Origin of the sequence: Novosphingobium sp., from assembly GCF_965229225.1 — a bacterium.
GTDB lineage: Bacteria > Pseudomonadota > Alphaproteobacteria > Sphingomonadales > Sphingomonadaceae > Novosphingobium.
Genome location: NZ_OZ245867.1, coordinates 2452652 through 2478075, shown reverse-complemented (window position 1 = coordinate 2478075; position 25424 = coordinate 2452652). Strand labels below are relative to the sequence as shown.

Genomic DNA, 25424 nt, shown 5'->3' with positions numbered 1-25424 from the left:
CCAATTTATCGGTTAACCGCCTGGTAAGCATTGAATTCGTTCGGCTGTGGCATGTGTGCCACCGATTTTGTCGAATCCGTACAATTCTTATGGGTTGCAGTGTCCTAATCGAAATGTGCGACCCGAAGGGCTCGGTGCAGAAATGCATTCGAGTTCTCGACTTCATGGCGGCTCGTGCCCTGGCACGGCCGCCTTTTTTTCGTCTGTCGCCCTCATCCCGCTGAACCTGAACGGTCACCCGCACACCTGACATTTTCGGGCATGGCGCACGGCTTGCGCTGGGGCCGTCCATCGCCTAGATAACCGGAGCATATCAGTCCGATTTCACATCGGATCGAATTATACCGGGAACAGCCGCAATGCGACTTTCAAGCATGGCCGACTATGCCGTGGTGACGATGACCGCCGCCGCGCGTCATTGCGGGCGCCATGGCGCAGGCGAAGCGCGGGTTTCGGCGCAGCAGCTGGCCGACGAGACCGGGCTGCCTGTGCCGACGGTGCAGAAGCTGGTGAGCAAGCTTGCCGCAGCCGGACTGCTCAAATCGTCGCGCGGGCTGGGTGGCGGGCTCAAGCTGGCGCGGCCGGCGGCGGCGATTTCGCTGGCCGATATTGTCGAGGCGGTCGAAGGTCCGATCGCGCTGGCGCCGTGCAGCGTGCATGGCCGCCATGATTGCACGCTGGAAGCCGATTGCACCGTGCGCCCGCACTGGCCGCAGGTCGATGCCGCGCTGCGCGGGGCACTCGCGGGCGTGCCGCTGACGCAACTGACGCGCCCGGTGCCAAAAGTGGCTCAGGCAGGAGCACCGGCATGAGTGAGGGAACGGGCATCGAGATGGGCGTTGAAGTACGGGACCAGGCCGCGCGTGATGCAGCGGCGCGCGTTGCCGATTACGAGCATGGCTGGTCATCGGACATCGAGCAGGAATATGGCCCCAAGGGTCTTTCCGAAGACACGGTGCGCTATATTTCGGCCAAGAAGGACGAGCCGGAGTGGATGCTGGAGTGGCGGCTCAAGGCCTATCGCCACTGGCTGACGATGCCGACGCCGGAATGGGCCAAGCTCAATATCCCGCCGATCGATTACCAGGCAGCCTATTACTGGGCAGCGCCCAAGGCCAAGCCGAAGCTCGGCAGCCTTGACGAGGTCGATCCGGAAATCCTGCGCATCTATGAGAAGCTCGGCATTCCGCTTGAGGAGCAGAAAGTGCTCGCGGGCGTCGAAGGCGCGCGCAAAGTCGCGGTCGATGCGGTGTTCGACAGCGTTTCGGTGGCGACCACGTTCCGCAAGGAGCTTGAAGCGGCGGGCGTGATCTTTCGCTCGATCAGCGAGGCGATTCGCGAATACCCGGAGCACGTGCGCAAGTGGCTGGGCCGCGTCGTGCCGATGCAGGACAACTACTTTGCGGCGCTCAATTGCGCGGTCTTTTCGGATGGCACTTTCGTCTACATCCCGGAGGGCGTGCGCTGCCCGATGGAGCTTTCGACCTATTTCCGCATCAATGCGGAGAACACCGGCCAGTTCGAGCGCACGCTGATCGTGGCCGACAAGGGGTCCTATGTCTCGTACCTCGAAGGCTGCACCGCCCCGCAGCGCGACGAGAACCAGCTGCACGCGGCGGTGGTCGAACTCGTTGCGCTCGACGATGCCGAGATCAAGTATTCGACCGTGCAGAACTGGTATCCCGGCGATGCGGATGGCAAGGGCGGTATCTACAACTTCGTGACCAAGCGCGCGCTGTGCCAGGGCGCGCGGAGCAAGGTTAGCTGGACGCAGGTCGAAACCGGTTCTGCGGTGACATGGAAGTACCCCAGTTGCGTGCTCAACGGCGAAGGCTCGGTCGGCGAGTTCTATTCGGTGGCGGTGACCAACAACCACCAGCAGGCCGATACTGGCACCAAGATGATCCACAACGGCAAGAACACCCGCTCGACCATCGTCAGCAAGGGGATCAGCGCGGGCAAATCGAACAACACCTATCGCGGCCTCGTGCGCGTGGCCCCGCAAGCCGAGGGCGTGCGCAACTTCACCCAGTGCGACTCGCTGCTGCTGGGCGCTGAGTGCGGCGCGCATACGGTGCCCTATATCGAGGTGCGCAATCCGAGTGCGACGATCGAACACGAAGCGACCACGAGCAAGATTTCCGATGACCAGCTGTTCTATGCGATGCAGCGCGGCCTCGCGCAGGAAGATGCCATCGCGCTGATCGTGAACGGTTTTGCGCGCGAAGTGCTGCAACAGCTGCCGATGGAATTCGCGGTAGAGGCGCAGAAGCTGCTGGGAATTTCGCTTGAGGGGTCGGTCGGGTGAGTGATGCGATGACCCTTACCGTGCGCCCCGTGGCAGCCGATGATGCCGCCGAACTCGCCGAGCTGCTCAACGCGGTGATCGCCGCGGGCGGGACGACCGCGCTGCAGGAACCCTTCACGCCTGAGGCGCTGGATGCGGCCTATCTGACCGGGCCCAACGTCCACTGCTGCTTCGTGGCGGAGGATGAGGACGGCACCTTGCTCGGCTTCCAGACGCTGGGGCGCTATCCCGGCCTGCCCGAGGATGTTGGCGATATCGGCACTTTCGCGCGAATTGGCGGCACGCAGCGCGGGATCGGTTCGGCGCTGTTTGCGGCGACTGCCCAGCGCGCGGCTGAACTGGGTCTCAGCGCGATCAACGCGACGATCCGCGGCGACAATGCTGGCGGCCTCGCGTTCTACACCAAGCAGGGCTTCGTCGATCATGGCGTGACGCCGGGCGTGCCGCTCCAGGACGGGACGCCGATGGACCGCGTGCACAAGCGGTTCGTGCTGGCAGCAGAAGCCCCGGCCAAGCGCAAGCTTTCGGTGCGTTTCGGCGGGGACGATGCGCCGACCTTGCAGAAGAAGGGGCGCGGCTGGGCGATTTCGGAATCGCGGCTCGATGTGTTGCATGAGCGTGCGCGGGAGATGCGCCGCAACCCCGGCCCGGCGCAGGAAGCGCTGGCCGATGCGCTCACCCGCGTCGAGACCGGCGGCTACAGCTTCAAGCAGCAGGCGGTGATCGGCTCGGCAATCGTCGATTTCGCCTGCAAGCAATTGATGCTGGTGGTCGAAATCGATGGCGATGCCGATGCGGCTTTCACCGCCGCGCGCGACAAGAGCCTGACCGAAGTGGGCTACCGGGTGGTGCGCATTGCCGCTTCCGATGTGCTCGCCGATCCCACCGCCGCTGCGCAGCGCATTTCCGATGCGATGCGCGCCAGCCATTCCGAACGCCGCGCCAAGCGGCCAAATTCCAGCCGATCTGCCCCCAGGCGCGCCGCGCCGCGCTCACCCCGGAACTACTGATGCTCAAGATTGACAACCTTTCCGCCACCGTTGCCGAAAAGCCGATCCTCAAGGGGCTTTCGCTCAGCATCAACGCGGGAGAAATCCATGCCATCATGGGCCCCAACGGCGCGGGCAAATCGACGCTGGGCTACACGCTGGGCGGTAGGCCCGGTTATGCAGTGACCGGCGGCTCGGTGGAGTTTGACGGGCAGGACCTGCTCGCGCTTGAGCCGCATGAGCGTGCGGCGGCCGGGCTGTTCCTCGGCTTCCAGTATCCGGTCGAGATCCCCGGCGTTTCCAACCTGCAGTTCCTGCGCGAGGCGCTCAATGCGCAGCGCAAGGTGCATGGGCTTGAGCCGCTTTCCGGCGCCGCCTTCATCAAGCTCGCCAAGGAGCAGGCGGGCCTGCTGCGGTTTGACATGGACATGCTCAAGCGCCCGGTGAACGTCGGATTTTCGGGCGGCGAGAAGAAGCGCGCCGAGATGGTGCAGATGGGCATCCTCGCGCCCAAGCTGGCAATTCTGGACGAGACCGATTCGGGCCTCGATATCGATGCGCTGCGCATCTGCGGCGAGGGCATCAACGCGATCATGAGGAAGCCCGACAAGGCGGTGCTGCTGATCACGCACTACCAGCGCCTGCTCGATTACGTGAAGCCAGACTTCGTCCACGTGCTCGCGGGCGGGCGGATCGTGAAGTCGGGCGGGGCGGAACTGGCGCTTGAACTCGAAGAGCATGGCTATGAGGCGGTGGCGGCATGAGCCTGCTGCTTGCCCTTGCAGCGGCTGCGCAGGCGGCGGAGCCTGCCGCGCCCGCTGCCCCGGCCCCTGCGATGCCAGCGGCGTTTCTCGGCGAGTGGGCGCCTTCCGGGGCGCTGTGCGGCGACAAGTATGCGCGCCGCATCGTGACCGCATCGATGAACACCGAGGGTGATTATTGGGGCGTGATCAAGGCGGTCGAGACGCTGGGCGAACGGCATGTCCTGGTGCGCGAAGGCGATGACGATTTTGGCGTTTCGCTGACGGCGGACTATGTGCTGAGCCCCGATGGCCGGATGCTGGTGCTGCACGTGCTGGAGCGCAGCGGTGCCAAGGTTTCGGAAAGCCCCATTCCGATGGTGCGCTGCGAGACGTCCAATGGCTAGTCTGGCGCTCCCTACTCGCCCTCTGCCCACGAAGAGGGATGAAGCCTACCGCTATGCCGATCTGGCCGCGCTGGCACCGCTGTGGCCGCTGGCCGTGCAGGAAATCCGCGTCGCCGCCGGGCAGAGCGAGGCGCTGGCAATCACCGCGCGCTCCGACAGCGCCGAGGCGCGCGAACTTCTGATCACGCTGGAAGATGGAGCGAGCTTCGACCTGCGCGTACTGAACGCTGGCCATGCCTATGGCCGCATCGCCGTCACCGCCGTGCTCGGCAAGGGCGCATCGTTCCACTTCGGCGCGGCGCAGCTTGGCGGCGGGGCGCAGACCTTGGAGATCGTCACCGAGGTGCGGCATCTGCAGCCCGATGCGGTGAGCCGGCAGGTCGTGCGTTCGGTGCTCGGCGGGCAGGCAACCGGCACGTATCTCGGCAAGGTCCATGTCGCGCGCGGCGCAATCGGCACCGATGGCGAGCAGTCGATCCGGGCGATGCTGCTGGAGCGCACGGCGACCGCCAATGCGCGGCCCGAACTTGAAATCTACGCTGACGACGTGAAGTGCGCGCATGGCTGCGCGGTGGGTGAACTGGATCCGCAAGGCCTGTTCTACCTGCAATCGCGCGGGCTGCCGCCAGCCGAGGCCAAGAAGCTCATGCTCCACGCCTTCATCGCCGAAGCCTTCGTCGGTGCGCCCGATGCCGAGGCGCTGACCGAGGCGGCGCTGGCCGGGCTGGAGAACTTGCTGTGAGTACGGATACTCTCGCCCGCCTCGACGAATGGCCAGGCCTGCTGAACGGGGAGGGCAAGCGCTGGCACTACCTCGATACCGCCGCCACCGCGCAGAAGCCGCGGAGCGTTATCGACGCCATGAGCCAAGCGATGGGTACGGACTACGCAACGGTCCACCGCGGGGTCTATACCCGCTCGGCAGACATGACGCTGGCCTATGAAGCGGCGCGGCGCACCGTGGCGGCGCTGATCGGCGGGCGCGAGGAAGAGCTGGTCTTCACGCGCGGGGCGACCGAGGCGATCAATCTGGTCGCGCAGTCGTGGGGCGTGTCCAACCTCAAACCGGGCGACCGCGTGCTGCTCTCGCAGCTGGAGCACCATTCGAACATCGTGCCGTGGCAGCTGATCCGCGAACGGACCGGCCTTGAAATCGACGTCTGCCCGCTGACCGAGGACGGCCACATCGATCTCGATGCGGCGGAGCGGATGCTGACCCCGGCGCACAAGCTGGTGGCCTTCGCGCATGTTTCCAACGTGCTCGGCTCGGTGCTCGATGCGCCGCGCGCGGTGGCGCTGGCGCACGGCGTCGGCGCAAAGATCCTGCTCGATGGCTGCCAGTCCGCGGCGCGGTTGCCGGTCGATGTCGCGGCGCTCGGCTGCGATTTCTACGTGTTCTCCGCGCACAAACTCTATGGGCCGACCGGGATCGGCGCGCTCTGGGCGAAGGCGGATATCCTTTCGGCGATGCCGCCGTGGCAGGGCGGTGGTTCTATGATCGACCGCGTGACCTTTGCGCAGACGACATGGGCGCCAGCACCGCAGCGCTTCGAGGCGGGGACCCCGGCGATTGTCGAGGCGATTGCCTTTGGCGCGGCGGTGGATTTCCTGACCGGCACTGGGCTGGACGTGATCCACGCGCACGAGGCGCGGCTGGTGGCGCTGGCGCGCACCGAACTGGGGCGCCTGAATGCCGTACGCCTGTTCGGGCCGCAGGATAGCGCCGGGATCGTCAGCTTCGCGCTCGAAGGTGTGCACCCGCACGATCTCGGCACGATCCTCGACGAGGAGAACGTGGCGATCCGCGCAGGGCATCACTGCGCGCAGCCGCTGATGGAGCACTTGGGCGTGCCGGCAACGGCGCGCGCGAGTTTCGGGATTTACAGTGATGAAAGCGATGTCGCGGCGCTGGTGCGCGGCATCGAGCGGACCCTAAGGATATTCGGATGAACCGGATCGAGATCGAGGAAGTCGAAGGCGTAGAACCGCCGCGCCGTGCGCGGGTGGAGGAGGCTGTGGAGACCCCCGCTGAGAAGCTTGAGCGCAAGCGCGACTATCTGGAGGGCTTCCTTTCGGAAAAGCCCGCAGATGCAGCGCCGGGCGAGCCGGGCGGCGATATCTACGAGGGCGTAGTGGCCGCGCTGCGCGAGATCTTCGACCCCGAGATTCCGGTCAACATCTATGACCTCGGCCTGATCTACGGGGTCGATGTCAGCCCCGAAGGCTCGGTCGTGGTGTCGATGACGCTCACCACGCCGAATTGCCCGGTGGCCGAATCGATGCCCGCAGAAGTCGAGCTGCGCGTGGAGGCGGTGCCCGGCGTGCGCGACGCCGAGGTCAATCTGGTGTGGGAACCGGCCTGGGACCCGCAGAAGATGAGCGATGACGCCAAGCTTGAACTTGGTATGCTCTGAACAAGCCCCATATAGGTGAAGCCATGACCACCGAAGCCCCCGCCCGCCCCAAAGTCCGCCAGCGCCCCGCTGCGGTGATCCTCACGCCCTCGGCCGAGGCGCGGATCGCCAAGCTGATGGCGAGCGCGCCGGAAGGGGCCATCGGCGTGAAGCTTTCCACCCCGCGCCGGGGCTGCTCGGGCCTTGCCTATTCGGTGGACTATGTCGAAGCGGCCAATCCGATGGATGAGCGGATCGAGACGCCGGGCGGCACCTTCTTCATCGACGGCGGCTCGGTGCTCTATCTGATCGGCAGCACGATGGACTGGCAGGAGGATGATTTCACCGCCGGCTTCGTGTTCCAGAACCCCAATGCCAAGGGCTCCTGCGGCTGCGGGGAAAGCTTCACGGTCTGACCGGAGTGGCCACACCCATCGCCGAACTGCGCGCGCGGATCGCCGCGCAGCGCACCGACAATCCGGCGATGTATGGCGCGGTCGATTTTGCGATTCATCCCGAGCGCTTGCTGCTCGATGGGAACATCGCAGGCAGTGAATTGCGCGCCTATCCCAAGGTCGCGGCCAAGCTGCTCGAAGATCGCGCGCTGATGGAGCGCATGGGCGCCTACACGATGATGGGCGATGTGCTGGCCGATCCCTATGCCGCGTTGATGCCCGAATATGGCTTCAAGCGGCTGGTCGATATGCTGGTCGAGGCCTGCGACAAAGGCCTTGAAAAAGTTGAGGGCGCACCGCCGGAACTGGTCACGTTCATCCGGTCCATGGAAGCGACGCCCGCGTGGGTGAACATGTCGATGGTCGAGGAAGGCGCGCGGCTGCAGCGCGTAGCCTTTGCCAACGTCGCGCCCTGGGCGATCCGCGGGGCTTTCATCGCCACCTTCATGAACAAGTACGCCGCGCTTCCCATGGCGCTGACCGGCACGCTTTCCAACAAGACCGCCGCACGCCGGATCAAGGAAACTGCGACCTTCTTCGGCACCTCGGTGCTGCCCGGCGCGCTCGCCCGCTTCGGCCCCGGTTTCAAGGCGGCGGCGATGGTGCGGCTGATGCATTCGATGGTGCGCTTCAACGTGCTGTCGAACGGCAAATGGGATCAGACTGTCTATGGCATTCCGATCCCGCAAGTGGATCAGATGCCGGCGGGGCTGATCTCGGACTTCCTCATTTCGTCCAAGGTGCTCAAGGAAGGCCGCAGCGATTTCACTCCCGAAGAGCGCGCGCAGATCGAGCTTTCGCGCTACCGCTGTTTCCTGCTGGGCTTGCCGGAGGATCTGCTGGCGCAGACGCCGCAAGGGATCGTCGATGCGTGGAACGCCCGCGCGCTTTCGCTGCGCGCCGGGTTTGATGAGGCAACCTGCGGCGGCCTGCTGCGCGCAACGATGGAAGCCGATCTGATCGACACGACAACCCCGCAAGGGCAGATGCGCGCGCGGCTCGAACGCTCGTTCGCCAAAGTCTATTTCATGCAGAACTTCTGCGACGGCAGCGAGAAGGCGGCGGCGCGCTTCGGGGTGAAGATCCGCGCCATAGACAGGATGCGCGCGGCGGCGGTCGGCGTGGGTCTGATGGGGCAGATGCGGCTCTATGGCGTCGCGGCCAAGACGCCGGTGGTGCGGCACCTGGCGGACCAGCGGCTGGTCGGCAAAGTGCGCGGCTACCTCGGCAGCCTCGGGCATGCCGAATTCACCACCGATGCGGCGAAGTACAAGCCTGCAGCGTGATCGGCTATCTCTGGGTGGCCGAAACAGAGCGGCCCGGCGCCGCCTTGCGCGTCAACCCAGCAAACTATAGCCGCCGCAGCCGGATCGGCACGGGCTCTGCCAGCAGCGCGTCGACCTGCCGCGAACCCAGCGGCCGTGCGAATTCGACGCCGAGCCGCGCGCGGTCTGACCAGCGAATGATCGCGCGGGTGACGACGCCGCCGAAATCGATCTCGACGAACTGGCCGCTCGCGCCATCGGCAAGGTCGTTGCTTTCGATCTGGCAGCCATAGCGCGAGATATCGAAGATCCGCTGCACGCGCCCCGGGGCGCTATCGCCCCCGCGCTGACGCTGCACGCGGCGATTGTCCACCGCGACGTCTTGCGACAGCATTCTGGCCGGAATGTGCATAGAGATCCCCTTGCGATGGGGCCCTTATGCAGGAGCACGGGTAAACGCTTCCTGTTGTGGCAATGGCTAATTTCACGTGAAGGGCGGCTTCACCCCTCGGCAAGAAACGCCAGCAGGGCCGCTTCCAGCGGGTCGGTCCGGCCGTCCGCGCCGATCCTTCCATCCAGCCAGGATTGCTCGGGCGAAGTGAGGGCTGCCTCTGCCCCCGCCTCGCCGGCAAAGTCACGCGCGGGTGCGTTCGCAAGCAGCTCCTGCGCCGCCGAGCGCAGATCCTTCGCGCCGACCCGGCTCATGCGGCTGAAGAACGATCCGAAGCTGCTCGACCTGTCGTTCATGAAGCCTTCGAGTTCGGCAGCGCGGTCGCGGGTGATCGCGCGGCCGCCGGTCCAGCCTTGCAGGTAATTGCCTACGCCCTGCACGAACAGGCGCTGCCATTCGGGCGTATTGTCTGCGCCGAGCGTGGCATCCTTGATGCGGAACAGCATTTCGGCCTCGCGCTGGCTCACCGCCGCCGGGCGGTCGCCGCCGCTGGCGAAGATCACGCGGCGCAGCAGCTTGCATTCGGCCTCGGTGATCGAGTCTGCACTGAGCGTGCCGCCCCCGAGTATACTGGCATCGCGGGTCGGCCCTTCGCCGGTGAGCACGGCGCGCTCGATCTGGGCGAGCGCATAGTCCTTGAGGTGGTCCGGTGTGCCGAGCGCCTTTTCGAGCACGCGGACGAGGAGTTCGAGTTCGGCTGCCGAATCGAGCCGGCCATCATGATCGAGCCGGGCGATCAGCCAATCGGCGGTCGCATCGGCGACATAGCCGCGCGGTTCGGTGCCATTGAGCACGTATTCGCCCACCGCTTCGACAAGGAAGTCGACCCATTCGGGGCTCTTGGCGGAAACCACATCGTTGATCGCGAGAATGGCCTCGGCCTCGGTCTGGTCGATCCGGCCATCGGGCCACGCGGCGCGGCGCAGCGCCAGCACTTCATCGGCAGTGATCACGCCATCGGCAGCCGCCTGGCGAGCAAGCTCGGGGAAATTGATCGTCATCGGCAGTCCGTCCGCTAGTCTGGTGGTGCAGAGCTATGGACCGGAGAGGGTTTATTTGGCGTTACCCATGGCGCTCCGCGCGCCAGGCAGATCAGCTGAGCAGGCGCAGGACGGCCATCAGCGCGGATGCCGCCAGCAGGAAACCGACAAAGGTGCGCCAGACGGGATCGCTGACTTTGCCGAAGGCGAGCGAACCGAGGTGATTGCCGGCCAGCACCGGAGCGAACAGCAGCAGCGCGAAGAGTGCATCGCGCCACGAGGCGAGCCCCAGCGCGAGGGCGGCCGTGGTGCTCGCAGCGGAGGTCAGCAAAAACACGGTGAGCATCGATGCGCGCGCCACCTCGCGCGGGATCGGGCGGCGGAGATAGTAGGGCACCACGGGCGGGCCGGGCATTCCGGCGAATCCGGTGAGAAGGCCCGCCGCCGCGCCGGTCAGCCCGGTTTCGAGGTTGCCGGGGGCGTGGCCGGGCTTTGCGGGCAGAAGGACCATCACGAAAGCGCCGATGGCCACGACTGCAATCAGGACGCGGGCAAGTGCAGGCGGCGTCGCGAACAGCGCAAGCAGGCCCAGCGGGGTCATCAGCATGGCGAGGCCGCCGATCATGCCGGCACTCTTCTCGCCCACGTTCCACACCTTGCGCGCGCCGACGAGGCCGATCAGCAGGCCGAGTATATTGGAGACCACCACTGCTTCGCCCGGGCGGATAACAAGCGCGATCAGCGGCACCAGCAGGATCGCCATGCCAAAGCCCGCAAGGCCGCGCACGAAGGCAGCAATGAACGCCGCCAGCGCGCAGAGGGCCAGCGAGAGGATCGGCAGGTCGAGCAGTGCGATCAGTTGCGCAGGTCCGGCGCGGTGGTTTCAGCCTTGAGCAGCGCGATGGCCTCCGCCAGCGGCACCACCTTCTGGTGCTGTTCGCCCAGCGTGCGGATGGCGACAGTGCCTTCCTCCGCTTCGCGCTTGCCGACCACCAGCAGGTAGGGGACCTTCTGCAAGGAGTGCTCGCGCACCTTGTAGTTGATCTTCTCGTTGCGCAGATCGGATTCCACGCGGATCCCGGCGGCGCGCAACTGCTCGGTGGCGGCGAGCGCATAGTCGTCAGCGTCGGAGACGATGGTGGCGACCACGGCCTGCACCGGGGCGAGCCATGCAGGCAGGCGGCCGGCAAAGTGCTCGATCAGGATGCCGATGAAGCGTTCGTAGGAACCAAAGATCGCGCGGTGGAGCATCACCGGGCGGTGCTTTTCGCCATCTTCACCGACATAGGCGGCATCGAGCCGATCCGGCAGCACGCGGTCTGACTGGATCGTGCCGACCTGCCAGGTGCGGCCGATCGCGTCGGTCAGGTGCCATTCGAGCTTCGGCGCATAGAATGCGCCTTCGCCGGGGAGTTCTTCCCAGCCGTATTCCGGCGTGGCGAGACCGGCTTCGACCACTGCATTGCGCAGCTCGGTCTCGGCCATGTCCCACATTTCTTCAGTGCCGAAGCGCTTTTCGGGGCGCAGCGCGAGCTTGATCGAATAGGTGAAGCCGAAGTCCTTGTAGATACGGTCCGCCAGTTCGCAGAAGGCGCGCACTTCGGAGACGATCTGGTCCTCGCGGCAGAAGATATGCGCGTCGTCCTGCGTGAACTGGCGCACGCGCATCAGCCCGTGGAGCGCGCCGTGCGGCTCGTTGCGGTGGCAGCAGCCGTTTTCGTAGAGGCGCAGGGGCAGCTCGCGGTAGGACTTGAGGCCCTGCCGGAAGATGAGCACGTGCGCCGGGCAGTTCATCGGCTTGAGCGCCATCCAGTCGGCCTCGCCGCTGATCACCGGGCCTTCGTCCTCGGTGTTCGGCACTTCGTCGGGGATGACGAACATGTTCTCGCGGTACTTGCCCCAATGGCCGGACTGCTCCCACTGGCGCGCGTCCATCACCTGCGGGGTCTTGACCTCGCGGTAGCCGGCGCCGTCGATGGCGCGGCGCATATAGGCCTCCAGCTCGCGCCAGATGCGGTAACCCTTGGGGTGCCAGAACACGCTGCCGTGCGCTTCCTGCTGGAGATGGAACAAGTCCATCTCCGCACCCAGCTTGCGGTGATCGCGCTTGGCGGCTTCTTCCAGCCGCATGAGGTGCGCATCGAGCTGCTTCTTGTTGAGCCAGCCGGTCCCGTAGACGCGGCTGAGCATCGCATTGGCCTGATCGCCGCGCCAGTAGGCACCCGAGACCCGCGTGAGCTTGAAGGCCTGCGGATCGAGCTTGCCGGTGGAGGCAAGGTGCGGCCCGCGGCACATGTCGAGCCAGTCATCGCCCGACCAGTAGACCGTCAGTTCCTCTTCCTTGGGAAGTTCGGCGGCCCATTCGGCCTTGAAGCTTTCGCCCTGCTGCAGCCAGCGGCTGATCAGCTGCTCGCGGCTCCACACTTCGCGGCGAAGCGGTTTGTCCGCCGCGATGATCTTGCGCATCGCTTCCTCGATCGCCGGAAGGTCGTCCTCGGTGAAGGCGCGGTCCTTTGGTGCGAAGTCGTAGTAGAAGCCGTCGTCGGTGCTCGGGCCGAAGGTGATCTGCGTGCCGGGGAACAGCGCCTGCACGGCTTCGGCCAGCACGTGGGCATAATCATGGCGTACGAGTTCGAGCGCATCGGCCTCGTCGCGCGCGGTGACGAGTGCGAGCGCGGCATCGCCTTCGAAGGGGCGGGTGATGTCGAACAGTTCACCATCCACGCGCGCGCCAATCGCGGCCTTGGCAAGGCCCGGGCCGATTGCAGCGGCAATGTCTGCCGGAGTGGTGCCGGGCGCGACTTCGCGCACGGAACCGTCGGGCAGGGTGATCTTGAACATTTCGGACATGGACGCTCTCGCTGATAATCAAGGGCGCTTTGGCAGAAACCGGCCTTCGCCGGAAGGGGGCAGAAACCGGCCTTCGCCGGAAGGGACCAGAAACCGGCGCGCTTTCGGCAATAGTGATTGTGAGCGTTTGACCTCTCGGCTGGCGCTGGCACAAGGGCGGCATGATCCAGCACTTCACGCTGCCTTCGGGCGAACGCATGGCCTATCGTTTCGCGCCCGGTACAGGCCCCGTCATCGTGTTCCTGCCCGGCTACATGTCCGATATGAGCGGGGGCAAGGCGCAGGCGGTGATCGCCTATGCCGAGGCAAAGGGGCGAGCCTGCCTGCTGCTCGACTATACCGGCCTCGGCCAGAGCGAGGGCGACTTTGCGGAGAAGTCGCTGCCGCTGTGGCGCGATGAGGTGATCGCGCTGCTGGACGCGCTGGCCATCGAAAGCATGATCCTCGTCGGGTCCAGCATGGGCGGCTGGCTGATGCTCATGCTGGCCGAGGCGCTTGGAAACCGCGTCGCCGCGCTTGTCGGCCTCGCCCCCGCGCCCGATTTTTCCGAATGGGGCTTCGATGCAGCCCAGAAGGCCGTGTTTGCGCGCGGCGAGACGGTCTATGAGGACAATCCCTATGGCCCGGAGCCGACGCCCACGTATGCGAAGTTCTGGGCGGCGGGGCAGGAATGCCTGCTGCTGGCGCGCAGTATCGCGTTCGATGGGCCGGTGCGGCTGATCCACGGGCAGGCGGACCGCGATGTGCCGTGGGACATTTCGATCCGGCTCGCCGCTGCGCTGCGTTCAGCCGATGTGCAGGTCCATCTGATCAAGGACGGGGACCACCGCCTCTCACGCCGGTCGGATATTGCCGTGCTGCTTGGCCAGCTGAACACGCTGGGCGAGGCCTGAAGGACCGTTGATGCTCATCCTGCTTTCTGCCCTGCTCCCCGGCCTGCTCTCCGGCTCACTCGTCGCCGAACCCCTGCTGCCAGTGCAGGCGGCGCCGGACGTCTGGCATCAGATCGGCCCCAACCCGCGACAGTACGAACCCTCACCGCTGCCGATCCCGCGCCGCAAGCGCGTGACCGAAGTGCCGCCGCCGGTCCCCGGTGAAACGCCCCCCGCGACCCAGACCGGCATTCCCGCCGCGCCAGTGCAGGCATCCGCGCCGAGGCTGACACGCTACACGCTTTGCCTTGCGGCAGGTGACAAGGATCTGACCTCCGGCATCGCTGCCGCGCGCGCGTGGCTTGCCGAAGCGAGCAAGGCTGCCACGCCCGACACGGCACACGGCGCCGCCGCGCAGTGCCTCGGCCAGTTGCTGCTGCAGCAGGGCGATTCCGCCGGTGCCGAAGCGGCCTTCATCGAAAGCGCCGGGCAGGTGCCCGCCACTGATCCCGCCGCAGCCGCTGCGCTGCAGACCATGGCGGGCAACGCGGCGCTGGCAGGAGGCCGTGCCGAAACCGCACTCTCCTGGTATGACAAGGCGCTTTCGCCCTTGCCCGCCAGCGCCCCCAGCGCGGAGGACAATGCGGTTCGCGGCGCCGTGCAGATCGGCCGCGCGCGCGCGCTCGTCGCACTGAGCCGCTTGCCGGAGGCGAGCGGCGCGCTGCAGGAAGCGCACCGGCTGGCGCCCAATGATCCCGAAGGCTGGCTGCTTTCCGCCACTCTGGCGCGGAGGGGCAAGGATCTGGAGCGGGCGCAGCGCGATATCGAGGTGGCCGCGAGCCTTGCCGCGCACGGCGATCCGCTGGGAGCGCCGATCGGGCTCGAGGCAGGTGTGATCGCCATGCTCGATGGCCGCGAGGATGCCGCGCGCAAGTCATGGCAATCGGTCGTCGCGCTCGCGCCGGACAGCGCCGAGGCAGCGACCGCAAAGGGTTATCTTGACCAGATCGGGCCAGCACCTACATCGAGTCCGGCAGCATCCCCTGCCGCTCCACCGGAGACCTCGCGATGAGCCCCCCGCACGGCAATCTGGCGAACCTCAAGCTGTCCGTCCTCGATCTCGTCCCGGTGCGCGAAGGCGGCGCCGTGGGCGAAGCGCTGGCCGAAGCCGCGGCACTTGCCCGCACGGCGGAGGACCTCGGTTACAACCGCTTCTGGGTGGCCGAGCACCACGGCATGGAAGGCATCGCCGGGGCGGCGGTCTCGGTCGTGCTCGCGCATGTCGGCAACGCGACAAGCCGCATCCGGCTGGGTGCGGGCGGGATCATGCTGCCCAACCACAACCCGCTGGTGATTGCCGAGCAGTTCGGTGCGCTCGATGCGCTGTTTCCGGGGCGGATTGACCTTGGGCTCGGCCGCGCGCCGGGGGCGGACCAGCGCATCCTGCGCGCGCTGCACAAGGACATTCACACAGCGGCGGAAAGCTTCCCTAACGATGTGGTCGAGCTGCAATTGCTCTTCGCCGGTGATCCGCGTCTGCCGCTTCAGGCAACGCCGGGCCTCGGTGCCAATCCGGAAATGTGGATCCTCGGCTCCAGCCTGTTCGGCGCGCAGCTCGCCGCGATGCTGGGGCTGCCTTATGCCTTCGCCTCGCACTTCGCGCCCGATCATCTCGATGCGGCGCTCAAGCTGTACCGCGAACGGTTTGAGCCTTCGACGCGGCTGGCTGAGCCCTACGTGATGGCCGCCATCAATGTGATTGCAGCGGATACCGACGAGGAGGCCGTGCTGCTGGCTTCGTCGATGGACCAATCCTTCGTGCGGCTGCGCACCGGATCGCCGGGCAAGCTGCCACCGCCGGTGCCGGGCTACCGCGAAAGCCTGCATCCCGCCTCGCTCGGCATGCTCGATCACATGCGACAAGTCAGCGCCATCGGCAGCGTCAAGACGGTGCGCGAGCGGATCGCAGCGTTTCAGGCGCGGACCGGGGCGGACGAGCTGATCGTTTCGGGCTCCACGTTCGATCCGGCGCTGCGCCACCGCAGCCTTGCGCTGACAATGGAAGCCTTGAAGCCCGAGGTGGCCGTCGCCGCGTGACAGTGCTGGCGCGCAAAAACTTAAGGCTCCTCCCGCTTGCCTCTGCGCCGATGCCGGAGTAGGCTACGCATGATTTGTTCATGAGTGTGACATAAAATTACGCGCTCATACCGAGATGAAGGCGCGCTTCCGCAGGGCTTCGTTCAGGCGGGGTGACAGCGCCGGGATGCAGGAGCGACCATGGCTACGAAGACCGCCGATTCCGGCGCCGATGCGATTCTGTCGCAGGCGCTCGCTTCCCGTTTTGCAGCGTCGCTGTTGCCCGCAGAGGCGGCCGAGTTCGAGGCGGAGCGGCTGGCGGGCGCAGCGCGCTTTACGCTGAGCGCTGCTGCCAAGCGCACCGGAGCGGAACCCGCCATCGCCATCGAAAGCATCGGCGGGCAAGCTGGCGCGGCCGGCGGCGCACGCTATCTGCGCATCGCGGTGATCAACGATGACATGCCGTTCCTCGTCGATTCGATCGCAGCCGCGATTTCGGCGCAAGGCCTTGCCATCGATCGTCTGGTGCATCCCGTGGTTGCCGTGCGGCGCGATCCGGACGGCAAGCTGCTCGGCCTGCCCGAAGGCGAGGCGCATGGCGAACGCCGCGAATCGATGGTCTATCTCGAGACCGAGCGCGTTGATGCGCGTGAACGCCGCGAACTGCTCGCCGCGCTGCAAGCCACGCTGGCCGATGTTCACGCTGCCGTCGCCGATTGGCCGCGCATGCAGGCGGCGATGCAGGAAGATGCGCGCACCCTGCCCGATCAGGAAGGCGCCGCGCTGCTGCGCTGGCTGGCGGACGGGATGCTCACCCAGCTCGGCCATGTCGTTCAGCACCGAGACGGGACGCATGGCGAGCAGCTCGGTATCTGCCGCGCCAGCGATGCGCCGCTGCTGGCGAAGGCGAGCTACGACCGCGCCTTTGCGTGGTTCGACCGGCTGGGCGATCGCGGAACCGAAGTTCCGCGTGCCCCCCTGATCGTCAAGGCCAACCGCATCGCGCGGGTGCACCGCCGCGTGCCGCTCGATCTGTTCATCGTGCCGGTGCTCGAAGGCGGCAAGGTCGTTGCGCTTTCGGTCCATGCGGGCGTCTGGACCAGTGCGGCGCTGGCCGCCACGCCCGACCGCATTCCGCGCATGCGCAGCCAGCTCGATGCGCTGATGGTGAAGTTCGGTTTTGCCCCCAATGGCCATGCCGGCAAGGCGCTGGCGCACGCGCTCACCGCGCTGCCGCACGATATCCTCATCAGCTTCGACGAGACCGATCTCGAACGCGTCGCAACGACGATGATGACGCTGATCGATCGGCCGCGCCCCCGCCTCGCGCTGGTAGCCGCGCCGCTTGCGCGCCACTTGTTCGCCTTTGTCTGGCTGCCGCGCGATGTGCAGTCGACCGAACTGCGCCACCGCGTGCAGGCCATGCTGGAAGCCTCGACTGACGCGCCGATCCTCGATTGGAGCCTTTCGGTCGAGGGCAGCACGCTCGCGCTGATGCGCTTCGTGATCGATATCCGCGACGGTGCCGCGCTGCCCGATGAAGCCGCGCTCGACGCGGCGCTGCAGACCATGGTGCGCGGCTGGGGTGCTGCGGTGGAAGCTGAGCTTGCGAAGGGCGAGGACCCGGCCCGCGCCGCCGCAATCGCCGCGCGCTATGCCGAGGCATTTCCGATCGGTTATCGCAGCATCTATGGCCCGGCCGAAGCGGCAGGCGATATCCGCGTGCTGCGCGCGCTGACGCCGCCAAGCGGGACCGGGGCGGGCGCGCCGCGCCGCGCGGTGCGGCTCCACCGCCTGCCGGGTGAGGAAGGCCTGCGCCTCAAGCTCTACCAGCGCGAAGGCGCCATCGTCCTGTCGGACGCGGTGCCGGTGCTCGAAAACTTCGGCTTCCGCGTGCTCGAGGAAGTGCCGACCGCGCTCGACAAGGGGCGGCTGGGCTTCATCCATGATTTCCTCGTCGCGCTGCCTGAAGGGATCGAGGCCGAGGCGCTGCTCGCGCGCGGTGAGGTGATCGAGGAATCGCTCGCCGCCGTGCTCAACGGCGGGGCGGAGGATGACCTCTTCAACCGCTTGATCGTGACTGCCGGGCTCTCCGCGCGCGGGGCGAACTGGATGCGCGCCTGGTATCGCTACTTGCGCCAGGCGGGGATGACCTTCTCCATCGCCACTGCGGTCGATGCGCTGCGCAGCGCGCCCACGGTGACGCGCGGACTGATCGGCCTGTTCCTCGCGCGCCACGATCCGGCCTTCGCGGAAGACCGCGCCGAGGCCGAGGCCGGCTTTGCCGAGCAGATCCGCACCGGGCTCGCCGGAGTCGCCGCGATCAACGACGACCGCCTGCTGCGCCAGTTCCGCGCGCTCGCCGAGGCGATCTTGCGCACCAATGCGTTCAGCCCGGCAGCGAACGAGGCGCTTGCGTTCAAGATCGATTCGGCATTGGTGCCGGGCCTCCCCCGGCCGGTGCCGTGGCGGGAAATCTTCGTCTACAGCCCCCGCGTCGAGGGCATTCACCTTCGCGCCGGGCCGGTCGCGCGCGGAGGCCTGCGCTGGTCCGACCGGCGCGATGATTTCCGCACCGAAGTGCTTGGCCTGATGAAGGCGCAGCGCGTGAAGAACGCCGTGATCGTGCCGACCGGCGCGAAGGGCGGGTTCTATCCCAAGCAGCTGCCCGATCCGGTCCGCGCGCGCGAGGCATGGCTGGCCGAGGGGCGCGCGAGCTATGAAGTGTTCATCCGCACGCTGCTGTCCGTCACCGACAACATCGTCGATGGCAAGGTGGTCCACCCGGCGGGCGTGATCATCCACGACGGCGAGGACCCCTATTTCGTCGTGGCGGCGGACAAGGGCACCGCGACGTTCTCCGACATCGCCAATGCGATTGCCGAGTCCAAGGGCTTCTGGCTCGACGATGCCTTCGCGAGTGGCGGGTCCAAGGGCTATGACCACAAGGCCATGGGCATCACCGCGCGCGGGGCGTGGCTTTCGGTGCAGCGGCATTTCCGTGAACTGGGCGTCGATGTGCAGACCCAGCCGATCACGGTGGCGGGCTGCGGTGACATGTCGGGCGACGTGTTCGGCAACGGCATGCTGCTGTCCAAGGCGCTCAAGGTCGTCGCCGCGTTCGATCACCGGCACATTTTCCTTGATCCCGCGCCCGATCCGGCGGCGAGCTGGGCCGAACGATCGCGCATGTTCGCGCTGCCGCGTTCCAGCTGGGACGATTACGACAAGTCGCTGATCTCGCAGGGCGGCGGGGTTTTCCCGCGCACGATGAAGCAGATACCGCTGACAGACGAGATCCGCGCGCTGCTTGGGCTGGAGGTAGCGGAGCTCGATCCCGAAGCCCTGATCACCGCGATCCTCAAGGCACCGGTCGATCTTCTCTGGTTCGGCGGCATCGGCACTTATGTGAAGTCGTCCGCCGAGAACAACGTCGCGGTGGGTGATCCGGCCAACGATGCCTTGCGTATCAACGGCGAGGAGGTTCGGGCGCGGGTGATCGGCGAGGGCGCCAATCTCGGCACCACGCAGGCAGGCCGAATCGAGTATGCGCTGGTCGGCGCGACCGGCCGGGGCGGGCGTATCAACACCGACTTCATCGACAATTCGGCGGGCGTCGATTGCTCGGACAACGAGGTCAACATCAAGATCGCGCTCGCCTCGGCCAAGCGCGCCGGGCGGCTCGACGAGCCGGGCCGCGTCGCGCTGCTCACGGCGATGACCGACGATGTTTCGCACCTCGTGTTGGAGGACAACCGCCTGCAGGCCCTCGCGCTCTCGATTGCCGAGCGCGGCGGACCGGGTGCGGCCCCGGCTTATGCGCGGCTGGTCGATGTACTGGAGGAAGGCGGCGATCTTGATCGCAAGACCGAGGGCCTTGCCAGCAGCGAAGACATGTTGCGCCGCGCAGCGGGCGGGCACGGCTTTACCCGGCCCGAACTTGCGGTGCTGCTTTCCAGCTCCAAGCTGGTGCTGCAGCGCGCGCTGGAGGACAGCCCGGTCGTCGATGATCCGGTGCTGGAGGCCGATCTCTTCGCCGCTTTCCCGCCGCAGATGCGGGAGACCTTCGCCGAGGATATCCGCACCCACCGCCTGCGCCGCGAACTGATCGCGACCAAGCTCGCCAACAGGATCGTCAACGATCTTGGCCCCGTTCATCCCTTCGAACTGGTTGAGGAAGAGGGCTGCAGCCTGGCGCAAGTCGCGTCGGCCTTCGTGGCGGCGGCGAAGCTGCTCGATCTCAAGGGGATCTGGGCCCTGCTCGATGGGCCGGACGGCGACGCGATGCCCGAACAGGTGCGCCTGTCGCTCTATGCCCGCGTGGCCGAAGTGCTGCGCGGCCATATCGCCGATGTCCTGCGCGCCGGGCGCGGATCGCTCGAACCCGGCAAGCTGATCGATCAGCTGTCCCCGGGCGTTTCGCAGCTCGCCGCGTCCACCGGTGAACTGCTGCAGGGCGAGGCCATAGTGCAAGCGCGGCGGCTGCTCGCCGAACTCACCGATCTGGGCGTTCCGCCCCAAGTCGCGCAGCGCGTCGCGCACCTTGTCGATATGGACGGGGCCATCGGGCTTGCTCAGTTGGCCGCCTCGCGCGCAATCGATCCGGCGTCGCTGACGGCAGCGTTTTCGGCGCTCGGCGCTGCGCTCGGGCTCGATTGGGCGCAGCAGGCGGCCAGCCGGATGAGCCCCTCCGATCCGTGGGAGCGCCTGCTCGTCGCGGGCCTTGCGCGCGATTTCCAGCAGATGCGCCTCGATTTCCTCGCCCGCGCCGCCGGGCAGGATCCGGGCGCGGCGGTGGCGCAGTGGTTGGAGGCTCACGCCGCCCCGGTGCGCAATTTCCGCGCACTGACGGGCCGGGCGCAGGCAACGACGGGGGTTGCTCCGGCGATGCTGGCGCAGCTTGCAAGCCAGGCACGAACCTTGCTGGCGCGGTGATGTGCTGGGCCGGGGCGGACAATCTGCTTTCGGCTAGTTGACCTGCCGCGACTTTTCGCCAAATCCGCGCTCACGAAAAGGAGTGCGGGCATGAGCGAGACGGATCTGACGGCCGATGTGGTGATTGTCGGCGCGGGCCATGGCGGGGCGCAGACGGGAATCGCGCTGCGGCAGAACGGGTTTGCCGGCACGATCCTCGTGGTTGGGCGCGAACCCGAGCTGCCCTACGAGCGGCCGCCGCTCTCCAAGGAATACCTCGCGCGCGAAAAGACCTTTGATCGCATCATGATCCGACCCGAAGCGTTCTGGGCGGACAAGGCGGTCACCATGCTGCTCGGCACCGAAGTGACCGCGCTCGATCCCGCCGCGCATGTGGCGACGCTGAGTGATGGGCGCACGCTCGCTTATGGCCACATGATCTGGGCGGCGGGCGGCGATCCGCGCAAGCTGACGTGCGAAGGCCACGATTTCGCCGGTGTTCATGCCGTGCGCACGCGCGAGGATGTCGATCGCCTGATGGGCGAACTCGATGCCGGAGCGAAGCGCGCAGTCGTGATCGGCGGCGGCTATATCGGGCTCGAAGCGGCGGCGGTGCTGACCAAGCTCGATTGCAACGTTACCCTGCTCGAAGCCCTGCCGCGCGTGCTGGCGCGCGTGGCGGGTGAGGCGCTCTCGTCGTTCTATGAGGCTGATCACCGCGCCCACGGCGTCGATCTGCGCACGGGCGTCATGGTCGATTGCCTGGTGGGTGAGGGCGGCAAGGTTACCGGCGTGAAGCTGGCGGACGGCACCGTGCTGCCCGCCGATCTGGTGATCGTGGGCATCGGCATCATCCCTTGCGTCGAGCCGCTGCGCGCGGCGGGCGCGGAAGGCGCCAATGGCGTGACGGTCGATGGCCAGTGCCGCACCTCGCTGCCGGACGTCTATGCGATCGGCGATTGCGCCGCGCATGCCAACGCCTTTGCCGGCGGGGCGGTGATCCGCCTCGAATCGGTGCAGAACGCCAATGACATGGCAACCGTCGCAGCGAAGACGATCTGCGGGGTGGAGGCCACCTACCACGCGGTGCCGTGGTTCTGGTCGAACCAGTATGACCTCAAGCTCCAGACCGTCGGCCTTTCGACCGGGCACGATGCCGTCGTCACGCGCGGCGATCCCGCGACGCGCAGCTTCTCGGTGATCTACTTGAAGGCGGGCAAGGTCGTCGCGCTCGATTGCGTCAACATGATCAAGGACTACGTGCAGGGCCGCAAGCTCGTCGAAACCGGCGCGGTGATCGCGCCCGAGAAGCTGGCGGACGCGGGCACGCCGCTCAAGGAACTGGCATAGCCTCGGAGAGCCGGTCCAGCGCCCAGCTGGCGGCATCGGCCACGGCGGGGTCAGGATCGGCGAGCAGGCGTTGCACCGGGGCCACTAGCGCCGCAGTGCCGCTGTTCCCCGCCGCATAGAGGCAATTGCGCACGAACCGGTCCCGCCCGATCCGCTTGATCGGAGAACCGGCGAAGAGCGCGCGAAAGCCCGCGTCATCGAGCGCGAGCAGTTCGGCAAGGCGCGGTGCCGCCAGTTCGGCGCGCGGCAGGAAGGCCTTGTTGGTCGCCGCCGTGCTGGCGAAGCTGTTCCACGGGCAGACCGCAAGGCAATCGTCGCAGCCATAGATGCGGTTGCCCATCGCAGCGCGGAATTCCTCCGGGATCGGCCCCTTGTGCTCGATCGTGAGGTAGGAAATGCAGCGCCGCGCATCGAGCCGGTAGGGCGCCGGGAAGGCCCGCGTGGGGCACGCGGTCTGGCAGGCGGTGCAGGAGCCGCAGCGGTCGGCGTGCGGCGCATCCGGCTCCAGCGCCAGCGTCGTGTAGATCGCGCCGAGGAACAGCCATGAGCCGTGGCTGCGGCTGACGAGGTTCGTGTGCTTGCCCTGCCAGCCGATCCCCGCCGCCTCGCCCAGCGGCTTTTCCATGACCGGCGCAGTATCGACGAAGACCTTGACCTCCGCCCCCGGCACTTCGGCCACGAGCCAGCGCGCAAGGGCCTTCAGCGCGCGCTTCACCACATCGTGATAGTCCGCCCCTTGGGCATAGACCGAAATCCGCGCGCGGTCCTTCGCATCGGCCAGCGCCAGCGGATCGGCGGCGGGGGCATAGCTCATGCCCAGCGCGATCACGCTCTGCGCCGCGGGCCACAGCGATTGCGGGCCGCGCCGATGCTCGAGCCGGGTTTCCATCCACTCCATCGAGCCATGGTTGCCGCCTGCCAGCCACGCCTCCAGCCGTGCGGCGCGCAGCGGATCGTCGGTGGCAGGCGCAATCCCGCAGGCGGCGAAGCCGAGCCGGGTCGCTTCGGCCTTGATCCGCGAGACGAGCATGGTTTCCGCGCTGTTAACCATACTTGCTGCGCCCCTCGTTCATTGCTTACGGTTAACGGCCTAGACCATGAAGATCGAACCCTTTGCCTCCTTTACCGGGACGCCCGTGCTGGACAACGTTCCTTCTGCCGAACTTGCTATCGAGGCGCGCGGCCTCGTGAAGCGCTTTGACGGCTTCACTGCGGTCGACGGCGTCGACATTTCGGTGCCGCGCGGCGCGATCTACGGCATCCTTGGCCCCAATGGTGCGGGCAAGACGACGACGCTGCGCATGCTGCTCGGCATCATCGATCCCGATTCGGGCTATCGCCGCGTGCTGGGCCATGAGCGCCCGACCGAAGTCGCGCGCCGCATCGGCTATCTGCCGGAAGAGCGCGGGCTCTATCCGGCGATGAAGGCGACCGAAGCCATCGCGTTCCTCGCCGCACTGCGCGGCGTGCCGCTTAAGGAAGGCCGCCGCCGGGGGCGCGAGTTGCTCGAACAGCACGGCCTTGGCTATGCGGCGGACCGCCAGATCCGGCAGCTCTCCAAGGGTATGGCACAGCAGGTCCAGCTGCTCGGCACGCTGGTACATGAGCCTGATCTGGTGGTGTTCGACGAGCCCTTTTCGGGTCTCGACGCGCTCAACCAGGGCAAGCTCGAGCGGATGATCCGCAGCCTTGCCGAACGCGGCACGACGGTGATCTTCTCCACCCACGTCATCGCACACGCCGAACGGCTCTGCGACCAGATTGCCATCATCGCGGGCGGCAAAGTGCCCTTCGCCGGGCCAGTCGATGCCGCGCGTGACCGTCTGCGTCCGCAAGTGCGCCTCGAAACCCGCGTGCAGGATGGGCCATGGCGCGCTGCGCTGCCCGCCGATGCGCGCCACGAAGGCCGTTTCTGGTTCTTCACTCTGCCTGAAAGCGGGGTCGAGCCGCTGCTGCGCGCGCTGATCGAAGGCGATGCCGGCATCCTCAGCCTCTCCATCGAGCGGCCGGGCCTGCACGATGCTTTTGTCTCCATTGCCGGCGAGGCAGCAGCCCGCGCGCTGGAGGAATCCGCGCTGGAATCGGCCGAAAAAGCCGCTGAAAAGAAGGGTCGCCGCTGATGCTCCGCAATCATCTTGCCGCCGCGTGGGTGATCATGCGCCGCGATTTCTGCGCGGTGATCTTCTCCAAGACGTTCATCTTCTTCCTGATCGGCCCGCTGTTCCCGGTATTCATCGGCGCGATGGCGGCGGCGGTGGGCTCGCAGGTCTCGCGCGATATCGACAATCCGGTGATCGGCGTCGCGATGCCCGCGCAACAGGGCGACTCCCTCGTCGCCGCGCGTGGCAGCCTTGCGCCGAAGATGGCGGGCTTCGTGCCTGAATACACCGTGCTGGCGCGGCTCGCCCCGGGTGAGACCTTCGATGCGCGCACCGTGCTTGCCAGCAAGGGCGTGAAGGGTGCACCGCAGCTTGCCGCCGTCGTGACAGGAACGCTCGACAAGCCGGTACTGACCGGCAGCTCCGAGCGCGTCGATCAGTGGCGCGGCCAGATCGCGCTGATCGCGGCAGAAGCCGGCTCCGGCGGTCCGCGCACCTTTCCGGAGGTGACCGAGGACAAGATCGCCACCACCGCGGCCAAGCAGCACGTCGATCTCGCGGTGACGGCGCAAGCGGGCCAGGTGCTGCTGTTCCTCCTCACGATGCTGCTGGCGGGCATGGTTCTCTCCAACCTTGTCGAGGAAAAGGCCAACAAGATCATCGAAGTGCTCGCCGCCTCGATCCCGATGGACGCGCTGTTCCTCGGCAAGCTCTTCGCGATGCTCGCGGTCAGCCTTGTCGGCATCGCGGTCTGGGGTTCGGTCTATGGTTTGCTGATGCTCGGCGGCATGAAGTCGATCCCGCTGCTGGCGACGCCGGCTGTCGGCTGGCCGCTGTTCTGCGTGCTCGGCTTCCTCTACTTCGCGATGGCCTACCTGCTGCTCGGCTCGCTGTTCCTCTCGATCGGCGGCATGGCGACTACGGTGCGTGAAGTGCAGACGCTTTCGATGCCGGTCACGATGATGCAGCTCATGGTGTTCTTCTTCGCAAGCTATGCACTGGCGCGTCCCGGCACCTGGATCGAGACGGCGAGCCAGGTCTTCCCGGTCAGCTCGCCCTTCGCGATGCTGGCGCAGGCGGCGCAGTCGCCCGTGCTCTGGCCGCATCTCATTGCCCTTGTCTATCAGGCGGTGTGGGTCGGCGTGATCATCCGCGTGGGGGCGCAGCTGTTCCGCCGGACGGTGATGAAATCAGGCCCGGCGCGGGGGCGTCGGGGCTGGTTCCGCCGTCCGGTGGGAGCACAGGCGCGCTAAGCTTCAATCCCACATCGATAGC

The 25424-nt window shown here is 66.8% G+C and carries 22 protein-coding genes; 17 read left to right on the top strand and 5 right to left on the bottom strand.

The features are described from left to right. Positions 1-359: 359 nt before the first annotated feature. Genes ACO06X_RS11340 through ACO06X_RS11295 form a run of 10 tightly spaced genes read left to right on the top strand, consistent with a single transcriptional unit; the run spans position 360 to position 8578 of the window. The gene (locus ACO06X_RS11340) at positions 360-812 is read left to right on the top strand and encodes an RrF2 family transcriptional regulator (RefSeq protein WP_298172129.1); all 453 of its coding nucleotides are present in this window, start codon (positions 360-362) and stop codon (positions 810-812) included. Then, on the top strand, positions 809-2308 hold the full coding sequence (gene sufB, locus ACO06X_RS11335; protein WP_421836387.1) for a Fe-S cluster assembly protein SufB: 1500 nt from the start codon (positions 809-811) through the stop codon (positions 2306-2308). The genes ACO06X_RS11340 and sufB overlap by 4 nt, the downstream gene beginning before the upstream one ends. A gap of 8 nt (positions 2309-2316) precedes the next feature. Then, entirely contained in the window at positions 2317-3318 is a 1002-nt protein-coding gene (locus ACO06X_RS11330; RefSeq protein ID WP_421836386.1) for a GNAT family N-acetyltransferase, read from the top strand. Beyond that, positions 3318-4061 (top strand): Fe-S cluster assembly ATPase SufC, encoded by a 744-nt coding sequence (gene sufC / locus ACO06X_RS11325; protein ID WP_421836385.1) that lies wholly within the window; start codon positions 3318-3320, stop codon positions 4059-4061. The genes ACO06X_RS11330 and sufC overlap by 1 nt, the downstream gene beginning before the upstream one ends. Next, entirely contained in the window at positions 4058-4444 is a 387-nt protein-coding gene (locus ACO06X_RS11320) for a hypothetical protein (protein WP_421836384.1), read from the top strand. The genes sufC and ACO06X_RS11320 overlap by 4 nt, the downstream gene beginning before the upstream one ends. Beyond that, positions 4437-5186: a SufD family Fe-S cluster assembly protein gene (locus ACO06X_RS11315; RefSeq protein WP_421836383.1), complete on the top strand. Its 750-nt coding sequence runs from the start codon at positions 4437-4439 to the stop codon at positions 5184-5186. The genes ACO06X_RS11320 and ACO06X_RS11315 overlap by 8 nt, the downstream gene beginning before the upstream one ends. Next, entirely contained in the window at positions 5183-6394 is a 1212-nt protein-coding gene (locus tag ACO06X_RS11310; RefSeq protein WP_421836382.1) for a cysteine desulfurase, read from the top strand. Before ACO06X_RS11315 ends, ACO06X_RS11310 begins: the two co-directional genes overlap by 4 nt. Beyond that, positions 6391-6858, top strand: coding sequence for an SUF system Fe-S cluster assembly protein (locus tag ACO06X_RS11305; RefSeq protein ID WP_298172149.1), 468 nt, complete (start codon positions 6391-6393; stop codon positions 6856-6858). The genes ACO06X_RS11310 and ACO06X_RS11305 overlap by 4 nt, the downstream gene beginning before the upstream one ends. A gap of 23 nt (positions 6859-6881) precedes the next feature. Further along, entirely contained in the window at positions 6882-7253 is a 372-nt protein-coding gene (locus ACO06X_RS11300; RefSeq protein ID WP_421836381.1) for a HesB/IscA family protein, read from the top strand. A 5-nt stretch (positions 7254-7258) separates the two neighbouring features. Next, a complete protein-coding gene (locus ACO06X_RS11295) occupies positions 7259-8578 on the top strand; it encodes an oxygenase MpaB family protein (RefSeq protein WP_421836380.1) in 1320 nt (439 codons plus the stop codon). Between the two features lie 64 nt (positions 8579-8642). Here ACO06X_RS11295 and ACO06X_RS11290 read toward each other — a convergent pair whose 3' ends face one another. The 4 genes from ACO06X_RS11290 to thrS all read right to left on the bottom strand — a co-directional run bounded on the left by ACO06X_RS11290 (position 8643) and on the right by thrS (position 12838). Beyond that, the gene (locus ACO06X_RS11290) at positions 8643-8951 is read right to left on the bottom strand and encodes a PilZ domain-containing protein (protein WP_421836379.1); all 309 of its coding nucleotides are present in this window, start codon (positions 8949-8951) and stop codon (positions 8643-8645) included. A 107-nt stretch (positions 8952-9058) separates the two neighbouring features. After that, a complete protein-coding gene (locus ACO06X_RS11285) occupies positions 9059-10009 on the bottom strand; it encodes a hypothetical protein (protein WP_421836378.1) in 951 nt (316 codons plus the stop codon). A gap of 91 nt (positions 10010-10100) precedes the next feature. Then, positions 10101-10799 carry a sulfite exporter TauE/SafE family protein gene (locus ACO06X_RS11280; RefSeq protein ID WP_421839891.1) on the bottom strand — a complete coding sequence of 233 codons (699 nt, stop codon included), beginning with the start codon at positions 10797-10799 and terminating at the stop codon, positions 10101-10103. 44 nt (positions 10800-10843) lie between these two features. Continuing rightward, positions 10844-12838, bottom strand: a complete 1995-nt coding sequence (gene thrS / locus ACO06X_RS11275; RefSeq protein WP_421836377.1) for a threonine--tRNA ligase — start codon at positions 12836-12838, stop codon at positions 10844-10846. Between the two features lie 161 nt (positions 12839-12999). Here thrS and ACO06X_RS11270 point away from each other — a divergent pair, with 161 nt between their 5' ends. The 5 genes from ACO06X_RS11270 (at position 13000) to ACO06X_RS11250 (ending at position 22050) form a co-directional block, all read left to right on the top strand. Further along, positions 13000-13731 (top strand): alpha/beta fold hydrolase, encoded by a 732-nt coding sequence (locus ACO06X_RS11270; RefSeq protein ID WP_421836376.1) that lies wholly within the window; start codon positions 13000-13002, stop codon positions 13729-13731. Positions 13732-13741: 10 nt separating this feature from the next. Then, a complete protein-coding gene (locus ACO06X_RS11265; RefSeq protein WP_421836375.1) occupies positions 13742-14782 on the top strand; it encodes a tetratricopeptide repeat protein in 1041 nt (346 codons plus the stop codon). Next, positions 14779-15807, top strand: coding sequence for an LLM class flavin-dependent oxidoreductase (locus tag ACO06X_RS11260; protein WP_421836374.1), 1029 nt, complete (start codon positions 14779-14781; stop codon positions 15805-15807). Before ACO06X_RS11265 ends, ACO06X_RS11260 begins: the two co-directional genes overlap by 4 nt. Positions 15808-15987: 180 nt before the next feature. After that, positions 15988-20721, top strand: a complete 4734-nt coding sequence (locus ACO06X_RS11255) for an NAD-glutamate dehydrogenase (protein ID WP_421836373.1) — start codon at positions 15988-15990, stop codon at positions 20719-20721. Between the two features lie 90 nt (positions 20722-20811). Further along, positions 20812-22050, top strand: coding sequence for an NAD(P)/FAD-dependent oxidoreductase (locus ACO06X_RS11250; RefSeq protein WP_421836372.1), 1239 nt, complete (start codon positions 20812-20814; stop codon positions 22048-22050). Here the strand turns inward: ACO06X_RS11250 and queG are convergent. After that, positions 22034-23101 carry a tRNA epoxyqueuosine(34) reductase QueG gene (queG, locus tag ACO06X_RS11245; RefSeq protein WP_421836371.1) on the bottom strand — a complete coding sequence of 356 codons (1068 nt, stop codon included), beginning with the start codon at positions 23099-23101 and terminating at the stop codon, positions 22034-22036. The two genes, ACO06X_RS11250 and queG, sit on opposite strands and share 17 nt — an antisense overlap. A 46-nt stretch (positions 23102-23147) precedes the next feature. Here queG and ACO06X_RS11240 point away from each other — a divergent pair, with 46 nt between their 5' ends. Then, on the top strand, positions 23148-24170 hold the full coding sequence (locus tag ACO06X_RS11240; RefSeq protein WP_421836370.1) for an ABC transporter ATP-binding protein: 1023 nt from the start codon (positions 23148-23150) through the stop codon (positions 24168-24170). Further along, the gene (locus ACO06X_RS11235) at positions 24170-25402 is read left to right on the top strand and encodes an ABC transporter permease (protein ID WP_421836369.1); all 1233 of its coding nucleotides are present in this window, start codon (positions 24170-24172) and stop codon (positions 25400-25402) included. The genes ACO06X_RS11240 and ACO06X_RS11235 overlap by 1 nt, the downstream gene beginning before the upstream one ends. Positions 25403-25424: the final 22 nt, after the last annotated feature.